Source organism: Burkholderia sp. WAC0059, assembly GCF_002870125.1.
In the GTDB taxonomy this organism is placed as follows: domain Bacteria; phylum Pseudomonadota; class Gammaproteobacteria; order Burkholderiales; family Burkholderiaceae; genus Paraburkholderia.
In genome coordinates, this window is the sequence record NZ_PNEO01000020.1 from 40001 (window position 1) to 56911 (window position 16911).

Here is a 16911-nt window from a genome sequence, read left to right on the forward strand (position 1 = left end):
GACTATGTCTGGGGTGTCCGACGTGTCCGGGGAATTTCGCATGCGAAAATACTTACCGAGGAATCGGGACGATGCACGCAAGGCTATGCACCGGCAGGCAATCCAGGAAGTCAGAAAACTGCGGTTTAGCGGCAATGACGAGGAAACAAGCGACAACCATCCCGACCGCAGCTACGATTTTCCAATTGGGATGCGCGTCAAACCATTTGCGAACGTAGCGAAGCGCGATGAGCAGAACAACCAGAACCACGAACAAAACAACTGCGATTGCGACGACTCTAGAATCCATCATGTTTCCCGTATGAGCTTGGCCTAGACCGATTTCTGATTAATATTGAGACTGCCGATAAAGCTTACATCGTCGTCGGAAAACTTGGAATAACCGTTCGTCGGATTGACCTTGATTTCCTAAAAAAATCCGGTATCTATATAGGAAGCCGAACGACTAGGAATCTAAGCAAGGTCAACATTTAGCATGGCGAACCCATGCTAAACGATAGCTCTGGGGTGCCCAGTCCCATAAACAGCACACCAGCGACACAGACGGACAGCAGCTCGGCCCATAACCATAACAACTATAGGAGCCGATATGGAACAGATTCAATTTGATGAGGCAGCAGCCCCATCTCTCAAAAAGCAAGCAGGTCAGTCAGGCGCAGATGGCAACATCTACCGTCGTGACCGTCGTGTCGAGATTCGTTTCAGCAACGATGAACGAGACCAGCTCTGGCGACAAGCCTTTGACGCAGGCTACGGCAATCTTGCCCAGTATCTTCGGAACACCCTGCTGAATGGCTCTGCCGTGTCTGCCAGCAAAGACGGGCAAGCATGGTTGCAGACCATCAACCGCATAGGCAACTATGTCGCCGAGATAGCTGGTCGCCTCAATGAAGGACAACAACCAGACGATGAAATCCTGCTCGTGCTCATGCAGGTTCAGGAATATGCCGAAGATGTCTGGAAGGCAGTGAAACAGGGGGGAACCACGGAAACAGCATGATTGTTCGTGTGTTCAATGCGGGGATTTCGCGTGGCGAGTCCCCCATCAACTACCTACTGAGTGACCGAGATCACACCGGACAGCCGCGCTCCGTTGCCCCCGAAGTATTGGAAGGCAGCCCCGACCTGACCGTCGCCGTCATCAATAGCATTCAGCGCAAGCATAAGTATGTATCTGGCGCGATTGCTTTCCGCGACAACGAGCAGCCCAGCCGTGAACAGATGCGCGAGGTCATCCGGTCATTCAAACAGACAATGTGTCCGGGTCTCGGGCCTGAGCATTTTAATAGCCTGTTTGTCCTGCACCGGGATAAGGGCAACACCGAGATCCATTTCGTTGTGCCCATGACTGAGATGACCACCGGCAGACGGATGAATATTCATCCACCGGGCCAGCAGAACATCCGGCTATACGAGGCTTTCACCCAAGTCACGAATCACCGGCTTGGCTATGCCCAGGTTGTGCCCGATCCGTTGAAACTGGCTCTGAGCAATTTCGAGCGATACACCCCGGAAGGCAAGACCGACCGTAGCAACAAGCTCTATCTGCACAAACGGCTGACCAAGGCTATCCGTTCCGGTCAAATCGCCAACCGTGACCAGCTCTGCGATTTCCTTGTCGAACAATACGGGGTTGAGATTACCCGGAAGGGGCAAGACTACCTATCGATGAAATTTCCCGGTGCCCAGAAGGCAAAACGCTTTCGAGGCCCGCTCTACCGGGCAGATACCGACTATAGGCAATTGGTTCAGTCTGCCCGAGATATGAAGCCTGACCAGCACCTATCGCCTGGTGAATTCCAGCAGGCAGAGCACGGCTTGCATCAGCTTGTCGAGGCTCGCCGTCAGTTCAATGTGCGTGCCTATCTTTCGCCACGCATGATGCGTTCCGAGCGTGTGCAGATGAATCGCATTGAGCGGCAAGGCAAGACAGCCCAATCCATAACGAAAACAACAGAGGAGAACAGTATGAAAGAGAAGAAACCAGCCCAAACAGCCGACCATCAGCAGAATACGGATTCATCGCCCGGCAAGCATGAGAACAAGTCCGGCGTGATGAAAACGATCAAGATGATGAGAGATCAGGCCGTGATGGGGGATCGTGCCAACATGACCAGTGACTTCGGCATCGCCGGGCTCATGGCAAGTCTGTCGGATATCGAGTCCAGCATCAATGCCGCGGTTGCTGAGATGAACAGTGCGAGAAGCCCCGAGCAGAAAGTCAGTGCCGAGAGAAAAATCATGGCCTTGATGGAACGCAAGCGACGGCTAGAATTGCAGCTTGCCCAAGCCAGACAGCGGCAACTCAATATGACCAGCGGAACGGTTCGCGTGTCCGGGGACCGCAAGTGACCGAGGACGATTTTTCATCCCAGCCGGCCGAACCCCTTATCAGATAAGGCCGTGTCTGGGGTGTCTGGGATGTCCGGGGTAAATTGATGCTATCGTCTGGACGTAGCGGAACCGACAATCCGATGAGAGTTCACAGATGACAATCGTATACCACTACTGCGATGCGAATGCGTTTGTCTCAATTATCGAATCCGGAAGGCTTCGACTCACGGACGCGAGAAAGACAAATGATCGCCGAGAGCTTGAATTCTTCAAAGAGAAGGCGCTAGATTACATCATAAGGCATTCTAAAGATAACCAATCGCTGGAGGATTTCTATTCAGCCCTAGGCTTCCACTTTGACGTTGTTGAGGATCTGAGTGACTTTCATATTTGCTGTTTCTCAACAGAGCGAGATTCAGTAGGGCAGTGGGTAGCATACGCAGAAAAAGGCACAGGATTTGCAATCGGCTTTGACATCAATGACCTCCGTAAAACGGTCGGTGCACCGATTCTCAGCGATGGTTATGTAGCCGTGCCATTGGAAAAAACAGATGGCGACTGGCAGTTCGCGCCCGTAATTTACGGGAACGATCAGAACCTAAAACCGCATCTTGACAAGATTCTGGAATACGGACGCGCGCAGGAAGGGGTTGAAATCGGGACCACTCAGTCCGCGCGAGATTACATCAACCGAATGTGCGCCTATCTCAAACATCCGGCTTTCGGTAACGAAAACGAATGGCGCATCATTTACGATGCCACAAGACCAGTTCATTTAAAAAAGCTTCTCACGGAAGGCCCTCAACCCGAGATCCGATGGCGCTATGGAAAATACGGACTAACACCCTATTGCGAGACCCCGGACATCCTGACTTGTATTCGTGAAGTCGTGATCGGACCCGGTAATCTCGACCGTGAGACGGACTCTTACATCGCTAGATTTTTGAGATCACACGCTGTCGACGCCAAGCTCATAAAGTCTGAGTGCCCATATCGCTAAGAGACATAGCGACTTTTTACCCGGACATCCCAGACACCCCGGGCACAGCCTTCTCCGACGAGGATTTTAGCCGTCTGGGATAGATGTCCGACACGGGACGGCAGTCGCCCCCGGACACAAAGACAGAACGGCTTACCCACCGTTTTCTAGCCCATGACCGATAGATGCGGTCGCTTCGAAAACCGTGGATAAGCTGTTCAGAATGGACTACAGCAGATCTATCGCGACAACTGGTTCACATGGTGCGTGGCAGCCTTGTCCAAGGCTTCAGCAATGTCGCGCGCACCTTCGCCTTTGACTTCCTTGGTGACGGCGATTTCCCGTCCCTTTGCCATGATGTAGACATAGGAATCAGTCGCTGTCAGTGGGCCACGGTTTGCCTTGCGAACCGTGCTCTTCCAGCCGATATCGGTGAAGTCATCGTAGTTCATGGCGTGCCGTCCCCAACGAATACCGTTCCGCTCGACACTGATGGTCGCCGTCGTCCAGTTGAGCCGATAAAACACGATGATCGGCAGGAAGAACACGACGAACAGTGCCAGCAAGCCCGCGATAAATCCGTGGTTGACGCCGAAATAGAGCGAGGCAAAAAGGCCGACGATCAGCAGAATGACCGCAGGCACGGCCAGCAGCAAGTCAGCCGCGACGAAGTTGATGCGCCGTTGCCGGAAGGTGATGGCGACAGAGCCATCCAGTTGCGTCGTGACTTGGCAGGCTTGCTTGAAATTGATGGTGCTTTCCATGATGTCCTTATTGGTTCCGTGAACGCTTGCGAAGCAGACGAATGCACTGCCAGATGAACCACGGCAGGCTCGCCAGCAACATGCCGAAGTAGAGCCATGAGCCGAGTCGCAGATAGCCGTAGTCGCCTGCATATCGGTTGATCAGCCACATCGGAATGACGAAGGGAAACAGGCGAAGCAACAGCCATGCGATTGCCAGCGGGTAATCAACCACCGCTTTTCCGAGCCATTCACCTGCATCCGTGATGTCGAGGGTTTCGACAATTCGGTCGTTCCGTGAATACTGCTTTTTCTCGATGGGCATGGTTGTTCCCCTATCGTGCGATGGTCATGCTCGTAATCGCCGTCATCGGCGGATTGGCATACAAGGTCTTGAGAACGGGATAAGCGCGGTCGGTGCACAGTGCCCCGTTGCAGTTGCCGCCACTGCCCTGACCGAAGCCGTCGAAGTGATTGGTCAGTCCGAGTGCGTGCAACAGTTCATGCTCGACCAACGGCTCGAACGGGGCGCAGTTCCCGTTACTGAAATCGACATCCACATTGAAGGTTGCGCGCGGGTCGATAAGCGGGCTGGAATCCACCTCGGCTTGCCAGTCGGAAGCGAGAGGCGGGTCGATGGAATACGTCGGATCGACCCACAAGCCAAACATGTTCTGTTTGTTGGCGTAGACCTCGCCACAGTTGTTCGGCTCAGTGGAACCTTGGGTCGGGGGTGTCTCATTGTTGAAGACGACACCCCGAGTCACCGATGCCGGATTCGTCGTTGCAGGCAGACGGTTGAACAAGGTCTTACCCACAGCGGATTCCAGATTGTTCAAAGCCGTAGTCAGCTCAGGACGACCACTGGTGTCGAGAATCGGGATCAGACCGTCGCGCTCGATGTTCCAACGATAGGAATGGACACCGTCCACACCACCTTTGTAGGGATTGCCGATAGCCCCATAGGCCTGCGACGTATCCCAGATCGGCGTGTTCGTTGCCGTGCCCTGACTCGTGGCGATATCCGCCAGGATCTGCGCATCGGTCGGGACAACCGGCGACGACGCACCACCACTCGGTGAACTGGCTTGGCTGTTGCCGCCGCTGTTATTGCTACTGTTATCGCTTCCGCCACCACCGCAGGCGGACAACGACACCGCCAGCACTGCTACCACAGCTACTTTCAAACGCATTTCGCCCCCGTATCTGGTTGGTCGGCACGGCATGAGCCATGTTGGGGCGGATATTAACGCAAAATAGGCCAAAGTGGCCTATTGCAATGTAGCTGTGAGCATGACGGTATGCTTCCATCCGTCCATCATCCCCGATACAAGGCTCTTCGGACCCACCTGAAGGCATTGCGAAAAGGGGCGGGGCTTACTCAGGTTCAACTGGCCGAGCGCTTGAGCGTAGACCAATCGTATCTATCGAAGATAGAGCGCGGTGAACGGTATATGGACGTTCTGTTTTATTTGGAATGGTGCCGCGCGTGTGAGGTTGCACCGGATCAAGCTGTCACGAAGCTGGTTGACGCAGGGGCCTAACCCCCCCGTTACCAAAACAGCTTGATTGGATAAGACGCTTTATCGATGGCGTCCTTCAGAATCTCAAGGGGTTTCTTCTTCTGATAGTGCTGAAAGTGTGGGCTTGAGAAATCAATCTTGCTCTGCTCATAGTGCCCAACCAGCCCCATGATGATTGCCGGGTGAACGTTCTCGTTCGTGGTTGCGTTGATGAAATTCGAGCGAAACGAGTGGTAGACCTTTCGGCCGTCAGTGATTCCCCTCGTGTCCAGATACTGCCCGAATCGCCGGGATGCGTTCTTCGAGTAACCGTTCTTGCCCTTGATCAAATGAGGAAAGAGCTGCGTGCCACCGCTTGTCTTGACACTCTCGATATAAGCGAAGAAACCGGATTGAAGCACCACTTCCGGGATAGGAATCTTGCGAACTGAATTCTGGTTCTTGGCGACATCCGCCTGGATATCGAACACCCATACGCCGTCAGCTTTGAAGATGCGATCAAGCGGCAGACTTGCCAACTCTTCAAGCCGGGCACCCGTGTAAAGACCGAGAAACGGTAGCCAGTAGTAATCCGGCTTGTCCATAAACGCACGGTAGGCACTTTCCTCGAAGACAACAGCAAGTTCTTCTTCTGTGAAAGGCTGATAGGACTGAATCTGCTTCTTCAGCTTCGCCTTAGTCGATATCTTGACCTTCTCGAACGGATTGGCCGCGAAGTAGAGATTGTTATCAATCGCATACTCGAAAAGTGACCGCATGAACGAACAGCGGGCATTGATTGCACTTGCTGACGCATTCTTTCCGAGCAGCCGGTTCTTGTAGGCAATGCCTTCTTGAGGCGTATAGGCATTGATGTCCAGATCGCCAAAGAAGCCTTGAAACTCGGTGTAGACGCGCTCTTTGTCATAGAGCGTCTTGGGCACATTGTCGAGCTTCTTTTCGTTCAAATAGAGAGCGACAACGGCAGTGAATTTCTCGCTAGTCTGTTTCGGCGCCTGAAACTGTTGCTCGAAGGCGGCTTTTTCGCGTCGCATGTAGGCCACCCTATCCTCGGGGGGAAGTGAGGCACATGCGTCGAGAATCTTCACCATATTCGCGTGCGATGCTTCGGCAGTGAGGCCGGGAAGGGCGGCCAATCGGGCAGCCTGCTTCTGGGCAAGCTCGGCATCGGACTGAGTGTCGGACTTGAGATTTACGTTTTGCAGGATGTCCTTGATGACCCTTACATCATGCGGCTGGATGTCCTTGAAGTTGATTTCGCCGGTCGGGCTGATGATGAGATCAAGCTTCCGCAAATTATCGCCGTCGAGGTCGAAAGGGTCGGACATAGTGGCAAGCTGAAGATTCAGTGACAGAGCCGAAATTCTAGCTTGATGGAAGTCTTTGGTTCCAAGTGAGCGGCGGATTTTCCGCTTGTTCTGGATGACGCGAAGGTAGTAGACACCGTGGCGCGAACGGTAGAGACGGGGCAACTTGTGCATGGGAATGACCCACCAAGTGACCCACCGAATGGAAAAAGCCCCATGCAACTTGTTGATTGCATGGGGCTTTTTGTGTTTGGTGGCGAATCAGGGACTCGAACCCCGGACCTGCGGATTATGATTCCGTCGCTCTAACCAACTGAGCTAATTCGCCAAAGAAAAAAGATTATCCAGATACGATCGTCCCTTGTCAACCCCCGCCCTTGGGCCGCCGGAAAAATCCGGGCCGACCCGCCCACCCGGCCGACTCGATCAATTCCGGGCATGAAGGTCCGCATCCTTCGTTTCCTTCACGAGTCGCGCGCCGCAAATCGTTGCGCAGCTTCGGATGACCGGCGAGGATCACCAACAAGCTGCCGCCGCCGTCCTCGACCAGCTCCATCAAGCGCTTCAGCCCCGTGAGCGTATCGTTCAGGTCATGCGCTTCGTCGACGAACAGCGCCACCGGGCGCTTGTTCTTCCGGATGAACTCGCGCAGGTCACGTTCGCGTTTTTCACCCTGCGTTGGAATGCGCACCTGCTTCTCGGTCGACAGATCATAGAACAGCGCAGCGATGAACGTCGCGAGCTTGATGCGGGGCTTCTCGATCGCCAGCGACTTCGAAACGGTCACGCGCTTTTCGTCCTCGAGCGCCAGTTGCAGCCGGCGCATCATCATCGTCTTGCCGCTGCCGACAGCGCCGCACACGGTGATCAGCTGCTCCTCGAAGATCGCGCCCTTGATGTCCTTCATGAACCGCTGGTGATGTTCTGTTTCGAAGTATCCGGCCTGATTCAGCGGTGTGCTCAGTCCGTAGTGCTACATCACTTCAACTTGCATGGCCTTCTCCTGACTTCCTGTGGCGGAAATATTCGCGAACCCGCGCCAGCACGATGCGATGCACCATGGTCTCGGCGAGCACCTGATCGATGAACAGTCGCTCCTGCGGCGAGAGTTTTGCCAGCGGGCGGGCCGGGCCGCCATCGCGTTGAACATGAAGTGCAGTGCAGATTCGGCGTCCTCGCCGTAGACGTAGCGGTATTCCTGGTATGCTGTGCCGCTGCGGTCATCGGCCATGCTGAACAGCGTCAGTGTCGGTTCGCTTTTGCTCGGGTCGGTGCACGCGGGGGCTCGATGTGCTTCAGATCTGAAGGCGACAGGCCGAATTGCCAGCAGTCGTTGCTGTGTTCGGCCTGGAACCGTACCGCTGGCGGTTGCCGCAGCAGATGCGGCTGGTCGAGTCGCAGCGCCGCCAGATAGTGGTTGATTGTCGGCACATGCAGCACGCCCCTCGGAGCCTTGATCATACCCCGCGCGGTCTCAACGCCGTAGTCTTCGAGCAGTTCGATAGCGCGCCTGGTTGATGGGTGGTGTCACTATTTATTAGTGATCCGTGGTTTTATCTCAGCAATCGTTTCGAAGTAGCGCTCCAGCTCCGTCTGTGGGAGCACACGCGGCTTGCCGTAGTCAGCGCGATGCGCGGCGCGCGGTTGCTGAAACCGGCGCAAGGCGCGGTACACGCTGGTCGTCGAGATGCCGTACAGCCCGGCAACTGCCACGACCTGCGCAGTCCGTTCGGGACTCTTGTGCGGCAGGCGGTCGAGCTGCTGCCGCAACTGCGTCAGCGAGTCAGGCGGAATCGACTTACGCCGCCCGCAGGGCATTGCGCTCCGCCTGGGTCAGATAGTTGTGGAGCGTCGATTTGCCGATTCCCATCAACCGGCAGACTCTTCAACGGTATGGCGACGCTCATGGTAAAGCTGCAGGGCTAGGCGTTCGCGCGCCGGATCGAGTCGCTTCTTGCGCCCGCCCTTGTGGTCGCGAGCGCGCGCAGCCGAAAAACCAGCCTGGATGCGCTCGCGGATCAGGTTACGCCCGAACTCGGCGAGCGCACCGAACAGGTGAAACACGAGGCGGCCACCAATTGATGCGGTATCGATGGTTTGATGGACGCCTGCGAAGCGTGATCCGAACGACTTGCCGAGCCGCATAAAAGGCGTTCGGAATCTGCCTTCATCTTTCGACGGTCCGACTATACTGGATTTTCATCGGATAACTTAGAGTTCGTATGCTCATTGGCCATGCGCGGGTTTCGACCGACGACCAGCATCTCGACCTGCAACGCGATGCGTTCGCGAAGGCCGGGTGTGAACGCGTGCTCGAGGACACCGCAAGCGGCGCGAAAGCAGAGCGTAACGGGCTGACCGCGCTACTTGCGACGTTACGTCACGGCGACACTGTTGTGATATGGCGACTCGATCGACTTGGCCGATCACTGAAAGACCTTATTTATCTGGTCGAGCGGCTCAACGCCGCTGGTGTTGGCCTGCGCAGCTTGCGAGAAAGCATCGTTTATTGGATGGATGCAAACGGCGACGGAATTCGAGGCTGACATGCAATCTCGCGACGTGAGGTCTCGATAGCCTGGCCCGTCGCTATCACGTAAGGTTTTAGGCCTATGAGCTTCGGCTATTCCAGCTACAACAGCCTGCCTGTACGTGCCATTGAACATCGGCACGTGGCAATGCACGCTTCTACTGCGCCGCGAGTACGAAGAGCAGGCGCGACAGTGGAAATCATCGCGCGATCGGGATCGCCGCTCGTCAAGCGAGCGGGACCGCAACCGGCCGCACTCGCGAAGCTGGTCGGTGTTCGATGACCGCGACGACGAGGAAGTGGACGGGAAGCGCCAGCGTGAGGACGACGCGCGGGCCTTTGCCCTCTATTTCCGGCCCAACTACGACTTCCGGCGATTGATCCACACGGATATCGACGCGATCACCTCGTTCCTCAGTCAGTTTCTGGACGTAGCGCACTGGAACCTGCCGACCGACAACGCCGGCATAGAGCGCGCGCTCAAGCAGGCCGTCGCGGCCGGCAAGCTGGTGCCGATCGTCAATCGTGATCGGTGCACGCCTGCCCAAACGTTTCAGCCCACGCCGGCGCCGTTGCGCTGGTCGCCGTCAGGCGGCGGCAGTGGCCAGGCACGTTCAGCGTATCTGTTCCCGCCCGGCACTACCTCGTTTAACGGCGAGCCCGTGCTATCCGGCCCGTACGATCCGGCCTCGCAGGCTACGCAGTTGGCCGCCTTGCGGGGCGCATCGAGCGACGCCGCCGGCAGCGGCTTCGACTGGCTCGGCGTGGCCGGAGAGGTTGCCGGGACGGTGGCTGGTGCAATGCCAGGTGGCAACGACTGCCCGGACGATGGACTCTCCATGTCATTCCTGGACGACTCGTCAACGCCGCTGGGTAACGCGCAGCCGTTCGAGCTTGGCGACGTTATGCTTGCCGGCGACAAGGAACAGTTAGTCGGCATGCCCTTCAACGGTGTACCCGGATCGTGGGCATCGAGCATGCCTGGAACGATGCCTCAGTTGCGTCAGTATGGCCCGAATGGAACGCCCATGACGGACATCGACTTTGAAACCCATCACGGAAACGCCAACCCACACGTGCACAATTGGGACGGCACGAATCGAGATCACGGCTGGCCGGTTTCAATACTTCCATAGACCCACTCATGACGATTACAGAATCACTAGAACAGTTCGGTCACTTCCACGATTGGTATCTGGACACTGTCGCCGTTGGACCGAACCACGAACCGCGCACGCTGACGCTCGGCCTGTATCTCGACAACAGGCGTGCGACCGTCACTTTCCAGGGCGTGACCTGCGTTTGCCTCGAAAGCTGGGGCTTGCTGAACATCGTGTACTCGATACGGCTGCTGCGGCCGGACGACGAACGCTTCGCACAGGCGCGAACCGTACTGGCAAGAGGAGAGCGCCTAACCGATCGACGCGCGGCGTGTCTGGTCTATCTGTACTCCACCCTGGGGGCGGAAATCGCGGTTGAGCTTGATTCAATCAGGATCGAATCTGCGTGAGTCACGCAACGCCCTATCCGCGCCATGATGGAATCGCTTGGCAGCGCTATCGAGATTGACGAGTTGCTGAAGAGCGTCTTGATCTCGGCCTGCCTGGCGTCGAACTGCTCTACGAGGTCTTTGACTCGATATCGGACTGCCCGATTGGGTCAATCTGCCACGGCCGATCTGAGCGCCGTCAGTGGCAGATAATGTGAGCATGCGGTGATGGAATGCAAGCACAGTTGCAGTTAATCCGGGCACGCGGGTTCCGTCAGTTGTAGTTATTTCGAGCAGGAAACCGCGCCGATTGCAAGCACGGCCGGTTTCAAATGCAAGTCGCTACGTGTAGCGGATGCGCGTCGGGAACATCTCCATGAGCATCGCCGATCGCAGCGTAGCCGTTTCCAGCGCCGGATTCGCGTAATGCGTGAGCGCCTTGAAGGGCGGGAGGTACACGAGCGCGGCCATCAGGCAGCCGGTCATGATGATGGGCTTGCGGCCGATCTTGTCGGAGAGCGAACCGAAGAAGAGGAAGAACGGCGCGCCGATCAGCAGCGCGAGCGCGATCAGGATGTTCGCGCTCGCGCCGTCCACCTTCAGCGTTTGCGTGAGGAAGAACAGCGCGTGGAACTGGCCGGTGTGCCATACCACGGCCTGGCCGGCCGTCAGGCCGGCGAGCGCGAGAATCACGATCTTCAGGTGCTTCCACTGGCCGAACGCCTCGGTGAGCGATGCCTTCGAAATCCTGCCTTCGGTCTTGATGCGCTTGAACACGGGCGATTCGCCGAGCCGCAGCCGGACCCAGACCGAGATGGCGAGCAGCAGGATCGACGCGACGAACGGAATACGCCACGCCCAGGCGGCGGGACGTTTCCTCGCCCACGGACGTGCGCACGCCGAGAATCACGAGCAGCGAGAGAAAGAGGCCGAGCGTGGCGGTCGTCTGTATTCACGAGGTGTAGACGCCGCGCCGGTCGATGGGCGCGTGTTCGGCGAGGTAAGGTGGGGCGCTGCCGTATTCGCTGCCGAGCGCGAGCCCCTGCAGCAGCCGCATCGCGATGAAGAGCGCCGGCGAGGCGATGCCGATCGACGCGTAGCCGGGCAGGAAGCCGACCACGAAGGTGGATAGCCCCATGACGACGATCGTGACGAGGAACGTGTGCTTGCGTCCGGCGAGGTCGCCGAGCCGGCCGGACGGCGAAGCCGGACAGCGCGAAAATGAAGACCGCCGTGCGGTTGACGCCGGAAAAGAAGCTCTTGCCGATGAGGGCCGCCAGCGTGCCGGCCAGATAGAAGTCGTACCATTCGAACACGGTGCCGAGCGACGACGCGAAAATATCCCGCTTTTCCTCGCCCGTCATCGGCGAATGCGAGATCTGTCCGCCAAGGGTTGCCATGGTCGTCTCCCATATCGATTTGTACGGCGCAGAACGCTCCCGTGCCGATTATCGGGGCATAAACTTATGGGGTACTGATGTTTTTGGTGGCAGAAAATCCGGTGGTCGACGCGGGGAAATCCGCATGAAACGCTTCGCGAACCATCACGTTTCGTCGCGTGCGGGCAGCGTCACGCGGACTAGCGTGCCCGCCATGCGCGGATGTTCCTCGTAGACGTGGTCGTCGATGGCGAGCGTGCCGCCGTGCATCGAGACGATCTCGCGCACGATGGCGAGGCCGAGGCCGCTGCCGTCGCCTTCGCGGCCGAGAATCCGGTAGAAGCGCTCGACCACGTGCTCGCGTTCGGCGGCGGGAATGCCGGGTCCGGTGTCCTCGACTTCGAGATGTACGGCGCGCGCGGCGGGCTCGGGCCGCACGCGCACGGTGACGCGTCCGCCGGCGGGCGTGTAGCGGATCGCGTTGTCGATCAGGTTCGAGAGCATTTCGCGCAGCATGACGGCGTGGCCGTTCACCCAGGCATGCGCAGCGTCGTCGTCGCCGTCGGGGCCTTCGTAGCCGAGGTCCATGCGTCTGGCGAGCGCGGCCGGCACCCAGTCCCGTATCGTCTGACGGGCAAGCCCGGTCGCATCGAGGGGCGCGAAGGTCTGCCCCGAGAGCCGGTTTTCGGCGCGCGCGAGCGCGAGCAATTGCGTAATGAGGCGCGCGGCGTGTCCGGAGCTCGTCGCGATCTGCTCGAGCGAGCGATGCACCTCGGGCGGCGCGTCCTGGCGCAGCGCCAGCTCGGCCTGGGTGCGCAGGCCGGCGAGCGGCGTCTTCATCTGGTGCGCGGCGTCGGCGATGAAGCGCCGCTGCAGTTCCATGTTCTGTTCGAGACGCGTCAGCAGGTCGTTGAACGAGGTGACGAGCGGCTCGATTTCGGGCGGCGCGCGGCGCGCCTCGAGCGGCGAGAGATCGTCGGGACGGCGCGTCAGCAGGTTCGACTGCAGCGCGGTGAGCGGCGCGAGCCCGCGCGAGAGGCCGAACCAGACGAGCACGATCGCGAGCGGCAGGATGACGAATTGCGGCAGGATCACGCCCTTGATGATGTCGTTCGCGAGCGCGCGGCGCCGGTCGAGCGTTTCGGCCACCTGGACGAGGGCGGGCTGCGCGCCAGGTATGTGCGCCAGCTCGACCGTCGTGTAGGCGACGCGGATGTCGATGCCGTGCAGCGTGTCGTCGCGAAACTCGACGACGCCCGGTTGCGGTCGGTCCTCGTCGCGCGGCAGCGGGATGTCGCGGTCGCCGCCGACGAGTTCGCCGCGGCCGCCGAGCACCTGGAAGTACGTGCTGTCGAGGTTGTCGGCGCGCAGAAAGTCGCGCGCCGCTTCGGGAAGCGCGAGTTCCGCGACGCCGTTGACCGGCTGGATCTGCCGGGCGAGTACGTAGGCGTCGGTTTCCAGCGTCTGGTCGAACGGGCCGTTGGCGATCGACTTCGCGACGAGCCAGGTGACGGCGATGCTCATCGGCCAGAGCAGCAGCAGCGGGGCCAGCATCCAGTCGAGAATTTCGCCGAAGAGCGAACGCGGCCGGCCTTGCGCCGCAGCCTCGGTCTCGTCGGGCGGCGCGAACGGGTTCGCGTAGCGCGCGTCGCGCGCCGCGTCGTCGAGCGCGTCGGCCGGCGGCGGAGCGTGCGCGGCGTGGACGGGCCCGGTCGTCATTAGTCGGACTCCCTTATTTGCAGTCGTGGCCGGCCGGCAGCGCGGACGAGGCTTCCGGCGTCCGGGTCGGCGTCCGGCCGGTCGCCGGGTTGGGTGTCCGGCCGGACGTCAGGTCGGGTGCCGGGTCGGGCATCGGGTTGAGTGTCGGCGCGCCGACGGTCGGCGCCTCGCGTTCGATGCAGTAGCCGATCCCGCGCACCGTCACGATCCGCACGCCGCCGGCCTCGAGCTTCTTTCTGAGCCGGTGCACGTAGACCTCGATCGCGTTGTTGCTGACTTCCTCGCCCCACGCGCACAGATGGTCGACCAGTTGCTCCTTCGAGACCAGCCGGCCGAGTCGCTGCAGCAGCACTTCGAGCAGGCCCAGCTCGCGGGCCGAGAGGTCAAGCGCCTGGTCGTGGATGCGCGCAACGCGCCCCACCTGGTCGAACGACAGGGGGCCGTGACGCACGACCGTCGGGCCGCCGCCCGCGCCGCGGCGCGTCAGCGCGCGCACGCGCGCCTCCAGCTCGTTTAGCGCGAACGGTTTGGCCATGTAGTCGTCCGCGCCGAGGTCGAGCCCCTTGACGCGCTCGTCGACGCTGTCGGCCGCGCTCAGGATCAGCACGGGCAGGTTCGAGTTGCGCGCGCGCAGCCGGCGCAGCACCTCGAGGCCGGACAGGCGCGGCAGGCCGAGGTCGAGGATGAGCAGGTCGAAGGTTTCGAGCGACAGCGCGGCGTCGGCTTCGGCGCCGTTCTTCACGTGATCGACGGCGTAGGCCGACTGGCGGAGTGATCGGACGAGGCCGTCCGCGAGTATGCTGTCGTCTTCGGCAATGAGAATTCGCATGGGTGCGCCCAGTCTCGCCTGGACCGGCGCCGGCTGGCGGGCGGCGCGCGGCGGTCTCCATAAGGTGGTGGTTATGGCAGCGGGCTTCGCCGGTCGGCCGGATGATGGCCGAACGAGCCCAACGGGGCTTGCTAAAACCACTGTTTTTTTATACAGTATCCGGGTTGCGCGCGCGAACTGCGCCGTTCCACGGAAAGTGCCCGGAGTAGTGGGCGGATATAGTGGGCTGACGAAGTGGACCAGCAGCGGCCGCGCACCCGCCTCGGACGCCGTTCATCATAGCAAAGGACGATTCATGGAAGATAGCAAGAAAGGCCCGGCTGGACTGACTGCCGAGAAGGGCAAGGCACTGGCCGCCGCGCTCGCGCAGATCGAAAAGCAGTTCGGCAAGGGGTCGATCATGCGGCTCGGCGACGGCGAGGTCGTCGAGAACATCCAGGTGGTGTCCACGGGCTCGCTCGGGCTCGACATCGCGCTCGGCGTGGGCGGCCTGCCGCGCGGTCGGGTAGTCGAAATCTACGGTCCGGAATCCTCGGGCAAGACCACGCTCACGCTCCAGGTGGTCGCCGAAATGCAGAAGCTCGGCGGCACCGCAGCGTTCATCGACGCGGAACACGCGCTCGACGTCCAGTACGCGTCGAAGCTCGGCGTCAACGTGCCGGAACTGCTGATCTCGCAGCCCGACACCGGCGAGCAGGCGCTCGAAATTACGGACGCGCTGGTGCGCTCGGGTTCGATCGACATGATCGTCATCGACTCGGTCGCGGCGCTCGTGCCGAAGGCCGAAATCGAAGGCGAGATGGGCGATTCGCTGCCGGGCCTACAGGCGCGGCTAATGTCGCAGGCGCTGCGCAAGCTGACCGGCTCGATCAAGCGCACGAACTGTCTCGTCATCTTCATCAACCAGATCCGCATGAAGATCGGCGTGATGTTCGGCAATCCGGAAACCACGACGGGCGGCAACGCGCTGAAGTTCTATTCGTCGGTGCGGCTCGACATTCGCCGGATCGGCTCGATCAAGAAGAACGACGAGGTGATCGGCAACGAAACGCGCGTGAAGGTCGTCAAGAACAAGGTGTCGCCGCCGTTCCGCGAAGCGGTGTTCGACATCCTGTACGGCGAGGGCATTTCGCGCCAGGGCGAAATCGTCGACCTCGGCGTGCAGGCGAAGATTGTCGACAAGGCCGGCGCCTGGTACAGCTATAACGGCGAGCGCATCGGTCAGGGCAAGGACAACGCGCGGGAGTTCCTGCGCGAGAACGCCGACATCGCGCGCGAAATCGAAAACCGTATCCGCGAATCGCTGGGCGTGATCGCCATGCCGGCCGGCTTGCCCTTGCCTGCCGGCGGCGAAGAGGAAATCGCGGACGAAGAAGAGTAAGCATCACGTGATCCGCAAGGATGCGGTTTCGCCCGATGCCGCCGCCGTGCATGACGCCGGCGGATTGCAGGGCGAGACCGGCGACGGAGGCCGGCAGTCTTCGCGCGCCTCGTCCTCTGAACCGCAGCGCCCCGGCCGTTCGCTGAAGGCCCGGGCGCTCAATTATTTGTCGCGTCGCGAGTACAGCCGGGCGGAACTGTCGCGCAAGCTGATGCCGCACGCCGAGAGCGCCGACGCGCTCGAGTCGCTGCTCGATGCGCTGACGCGGGAAGGCTGGCTGTCCGACGCGAGGTTTGCCGAAAGCGTCGTGCATCGGCGGGCCGCGCGAATGGGCGTCAACCGCATCGTCAGCGAGCTGAGGCGTCATGCGGTCGGCGACGCGTTGATCGAGGCCGTCGGTTCCCAGTTGCGCGAGACCGAACTGACGCGGGCTCAAGCCGTCTGGCGAAAGAAATACGGGCAGCTTCCCACGTCCCCCGCGGAGCGGGCCCGACAGGCCCGTTTTCTGGCGGCGCGCGGTTTTTCCATGGGCACGATCGGAAAAATACTCAGGGGCCTCGACGACGAATGGGGCGATGCCTGAGCGCGGGAAACTTTCAAATTCCTTCTGTATCTGGCCCCGCCGAGCCTTGCTGGCTGTGCTTCCGGGGCTGTCTTAAATACCCTCTATGCTAAGATTGTGAAGTTTTCCAATCCGG

General features: G+C 59.7%; 20 protein-coding genes, 1 tRNA gene and 1 pseudogene. 10 read left to right on the forward strand and 12 right to left on the reverse strand.

Going from position 1 to position 16911, the window contains the following annotated elements:
* Positions 1-40: 40 nt before the first annotated feature.
* From CY652_RS24175 to CY652_RS19130, 4 genes are all read left to right on the forward strand, one after another.
* On the forward strand, positions 41-316 hold the full coding sequence (locus CY652_RS24175; protein WP_146010150.1) for a hypothetical protein: 276 nt from the start codon (positions 41-43) through the stop codon (positions 314-316).
* Positions 317-589: 273 nt separating this feature from the next.
* Positions 590-1000, forward strand: a complete 411-nt coding sequence (locus CY652_RS24180; protein ID WP_146010151.1) for a plasmid mobilization protein — start codon at positions 590-592, stop codon at positions 998-1000.
* The gene (locus CY652_RS19125; RefSeq protein ID WP_102132295.1) at positions 997-2352 is read left to right on the forward strand and encodes a relaxase/mobilization nuclease domain-containing protein; all 1356 of its coding nucleotides are present in this window, start codon (positions 997-999) and stop codon (positions 2350-2352) included. The genes CY652_RS24180 and CY652_RS19125 overlap by 4 nt, the downstream gene beginning before the upstream one ends.
* A 136-nt stretch (positions 2353-2488) precedes the next feature.
* A complete protein-coding gene (locus CY652_RS19130; protein WP_102132296.1) occupies positions 2489-3334 on the forward strand; it encodes a DUF2971 domain-containing protein in 846 nt (281 codons plus the stop codon).
* A 218-nt stretch (positions 3335-3552) separates the two neighbouring features.
* Here CY652_RS19130 and CY652_RS19135 read toward each other — a convergent pair whose 3' ends face one another.
* From CY652_RS19135 to CY652_RS24185, 3 genes are read right to left on the reverse strand one after another with little or no spacing between them, the layout of a single operon-like run.
* Entirely contained in the window at positions 3553-4077 is a 525-nt protein-coding gene (locus CY652_RS19135) for a hypothetical protein (RefSeq protein WP_102132297.1), read from the reverse strand.
* 7 nt (positions 4078-4084) lie between these two features.
* The gene (locus CY652_RS19140; RefSeq protein ID WP_102132298.1) at positions 4085-4381 is read right to left on the reverse strand and encodes a hypothetical protein; all 297 of its coding nucleotides are present in this window, start codon (positions 4379-4381) and stop codon (positions 4085-4087) included.
* A 10-nt stretch (positions 4382-4391) separates the two neighbouring features.
* On the reverse strand, positions 4392-5249 hold the full coding sequence (locus tag CY652_RS24185) for a hypothetical protein (protein ID WP_146010152.1): 858 nt from the start codon (positions 5247-5249) through the stop codon (positions 4392-4394).
* A 108-nt stretch (positions 5250-5357) separates the two neighbouring features.
* Here CY652_RS24185 and CY652_RS19150 point away from each other — a divergent pair, with 108 nt between their 5' ends.
* Complete coding sequence (locus CY652_RS19150; protein WP_102132300.1) at positions 5358-5600, forward strand: helix-turn-helix domain-containing protein; 243 nt, start codon at positions 5358-5360, stop codon at positions 5598-5600.
* An 8-nt stretch (positions 5601-5608) separates the two neighbouring features.
* Here the strand turns inward: CY652_RS19150 and CY652_RS19155 are convergent, their stop codons facing one another.
* From CY652_RS19155 to CY652_RS19175, 6 genes are all read right to left on the reverse strand, one after another.
* Complete coding sequence (locus CY652_RS19155) at positions 5609-7060, reverse strand: site-specific integrase (RefSeq protein WP_102132301.1); 1452 nt, start codon at positions 7058-7060, stop codon at positions 5609-5611.
* Positions 7061-7137: 77 nt separating this feature from the next.
* Positions 7138-7214, reverse strand: a tRNA-Met gene (locus CY652_RS19160).
* 36 nt (positions 7215-7250) lie between these two features.
* Complete coding sequence (locus tag CY652_RS19165) at positions 7251-7793, reverse strand: AAA family ATPase (RefSeq protein WP_102132302.1); 543 nt, start codon at positions 7791-7793, stop codon at positions 7251-7253.
* 335 nt (positions 7794-8128) lie between these two features.
* Positions 8129-8347, reverse strand: coding sequence for a hypothetical protein (locus CY652_RS24675; RefSeq protein ID WP_219723778.1), 219 nt, complete (start codon positions 8345-8347; stop codon positions 8129-8131).
* Positions 8348-8416: 69 nt separating this feature from the next.
* Positions 8417-8704, reverse strand: coding sequence for a helix-turn-helix domain-containing protein (locus CY652_RS24680; RefSeq protein WP_219723783.1), 288 nt, complete (start codon positions 8702-8704; stop codon positions 8417-8419).
* A gap of 51 nt (positions 8705-8755) precedes the next feature.
* On the reverse strand, positions 8756-9031 hold the full coding sequence (locus CY652_RS19175; protein WP_258002372.1) for a recombinase family protein: 276 nt from the start codon (positions 9029-9031) through the stop codon (positions 8756-8758).
* A 77-nt stretch (positions 9032-9108) separates the two neighbouring features.
* On the opposite strand from CY652_RS19175, the gene CY652_RS19180 reads away from it, so the two are divergent.
* From CY652_RS19180 to CY652_RS19190, 3 genes are all read left to right on the forward strand, one after another.
* Positions 9109-9432: a recombinase family protein gene (locus CY652_RS19180; protein ID WP_441300186.1), complete on the forward strand. Its 324-nt coding sequence runs from the start codon at positions 9109-9111 to the stop codon at positions 9430-9432.
* Between the two features lie 112 nt (positions 9433-9544).
* Positions 9545-10552, forward strand: a complete 1008-nt coding sequence (locus tag CY652_RS19185) for a hypothetical protein (protein ID WP_146010153.1) — start codon at positions 9545-9547, stop codon at positions 10550-10552.
* An 8-nt stretch (positions 10553-10560) separates the two neighbouring features.
* Entirely contained in the window at positions 10561-10926 is a 366-nt protein-coding gene (locus CY652_RS19190) for a hypothetical protein (protein WP_258002373.1), read from the forward strand.
* Between the two features lie 342 nt (positions 10927-11268).
* Here CY652_RS19190 and CY652_RS19195 read toward each other — a convergent pair.
* The 3 genes and pseudogenes from CY652_RS19195 to CY652_RS19205 form a co-directional block, all read right to left on the reverse strand.
* Positions 11269-12305: pseudogene (locus CY652_RS19195) on the reverse strand (MFS transporter); the annotation flags it as partial.
* Positions 12306-12449: 144 nt separating this feature from the next.
* Positions 12450-14003, reverse strand: a complete 1554-nt coding sequence (locus tag CY652_RS19200; RefSeq protein ID WP_102132304.1) for a sensor histidine kinase — start codon at positions 14001-14003, stop codon at positions 12450-12452.
* 13 nt (positions 14004-14016) lie between these two features.
* Positions 14017-14832: a response regulator transcription factor gene (locus CY652_RS19205; protein ID WP_102132305.1), complete on the reverse strand. Its 816-nt coding sequence runs from the start codon at positions 14830-14832 to the stop codon at positions 14017-14019.
* Positions 14833-15127: 295 nt separating this feature from the next.
* Between CY652_RS19205 and recA the strand changes: the two genes are divergently transcribed.
* Together recA and recX are read left to right on the forward strand one after the other, a co-directional pair.
* Positions 15128-16213: a recombinase RecA gene (recA, locus tag CY652_RS19210; protein ID WP_102132306.1), complete on the forward strand. Its 1086-nt coding sequence runs from the start codon at positions 15128-15130 to the stop codon at positions 16211-16213.
* Positions 16173-16796 (forward strand): recombination regulator RecX, encoded by a 624-nt coding sequence (gene recX, locus CY652_RS19215; protein ID WP_102132307.1) that lies wholly within the window; start codon positions 16173-16175, stop codon positions 16794-16796. Before recA ends, recX begins: the two co-directional genes overlap by 41 nt.
* Positions 16797-16911: the final 115 nt, after the last annotated feature.

Coding starts and splice junctions, on each gene's coding strand:
- CY652_RS24180 (WP_146010151.1), top strand. CDS start 590: ATGGAACAGATTCAATTTGATGAGGCAGCAGCCCCATCTCTCAAAAAG.
- CY652_RS19150 (WP_102132300.1), top strand. CDS start 5,358: ATGCTTCCATCCGTCCATCATCCCCGATACAAGGCTCTTCGGACCCAC.
- CY652_RS19190 (WP_258002373.1), top strand. CDS start 10,561: ATGACGATTACAGAATCACTAGAACAGTTCGGTCACTTCCACGATTGG.
- CY652_RS19135 (WP_102132297.1), bottom strand. CDS start 4,077: ATGGAAAGCACCATCAATTTCAAGCAAGCCTGCCAAGTCACGACGCAA.
- CY652_RS24675 (WP_219723778.1), bottom strand. CDS start 8,347: ATGATCAAGGCTCCGAGGGGCGTGCTGCATGTGCCGACAATCAACCAC.
- CY652_RS19130 (WP_102132296.1), top strand. CDS start 2,489: ATGACAATCGTATACCACTACTGCGATGCGAATGCGTTTGTCTCAATT.
- CY652_RS19200 (WP_102132304.1), bottom strand. CDS start 14,003: ATGACGACCGGGCCCGTCCACGCCGCGCACGCTCCGCCGCCGGCCGAC.
- CY652_RS19125 (WP_102132295.1), top strand. CDS start 997: ATGATTGTTCGTGTGTTCAATGCGGGGATTTCGCGTGGCGAGTCCCCC.
- CY652_RS19180 (WP_441300186.1), top strand. CDS start 9,109: ATGCTCATTGGCCATGCGCGGGTTTCGACCGACGACCAGCATCTCGAC.
- CY652_RS19205 (WP_102132305.1), bottom strand. CDS start 14,832: ATGCGAATTCTCATTGCCGAAGACGACAGCATACTCGCGGACGGCCTC.
- CY652_RS24680 (WP_219723783.1), bottom strand. CDS start 8,704: ATGCCCTGCGGGCGGCGTAAGTCGATTCCGCCTGACTCGCTGACGCAG.
- CY652_RS19155 (WP_102132301.1), bottom strand. CDS start 7,060: ATGCACAAGTTGCCCCGTCTCTACCGTTCGCGCCACGGTGTCTACTAC.
- CY652_RS19165 (WP_102132302.1), bottom strand. CDS start 7,793: ATGAAGGACATCAAGGGCGCGATCTTCGAGGAGCAGCTGATCACCGTG.
- CY652_RS19140 (WP_102132298.1), bottom strand. CDS start 4,381: ATGCCCATCGAGAAAAAGCAGTATTCACGGAACGACCGAATTGTCGAA.
- CY652_RS19175 (WP_258002372.1), bottom strand. CDS start 9,031: ATGCGGCTCGGCAAGTCGTTCGGATCACGCTTCGCAGGCGTCCATCAA.
- CY652_RS24175 (WP_146010150.1), top strand. CDS start 41: ATGCGAAAATACTTACCGAGGAATCGGGACGATGCACGCAAGGCTATG.
- CY652_RS24185 (WP_146010152.1), bottom strand. CDS start 5,249: ATGCGTTTGAAAGTAGCTGTGGTAGCAGTGCTGGCGGTGTCGTTGTCC.
- recA (WP_102132306.1), top strand. CDS start 15,128: ATGGAAGATAGCAAGAAAGGCCCGGCTGGACTGACTGCCGAGAAGGGC.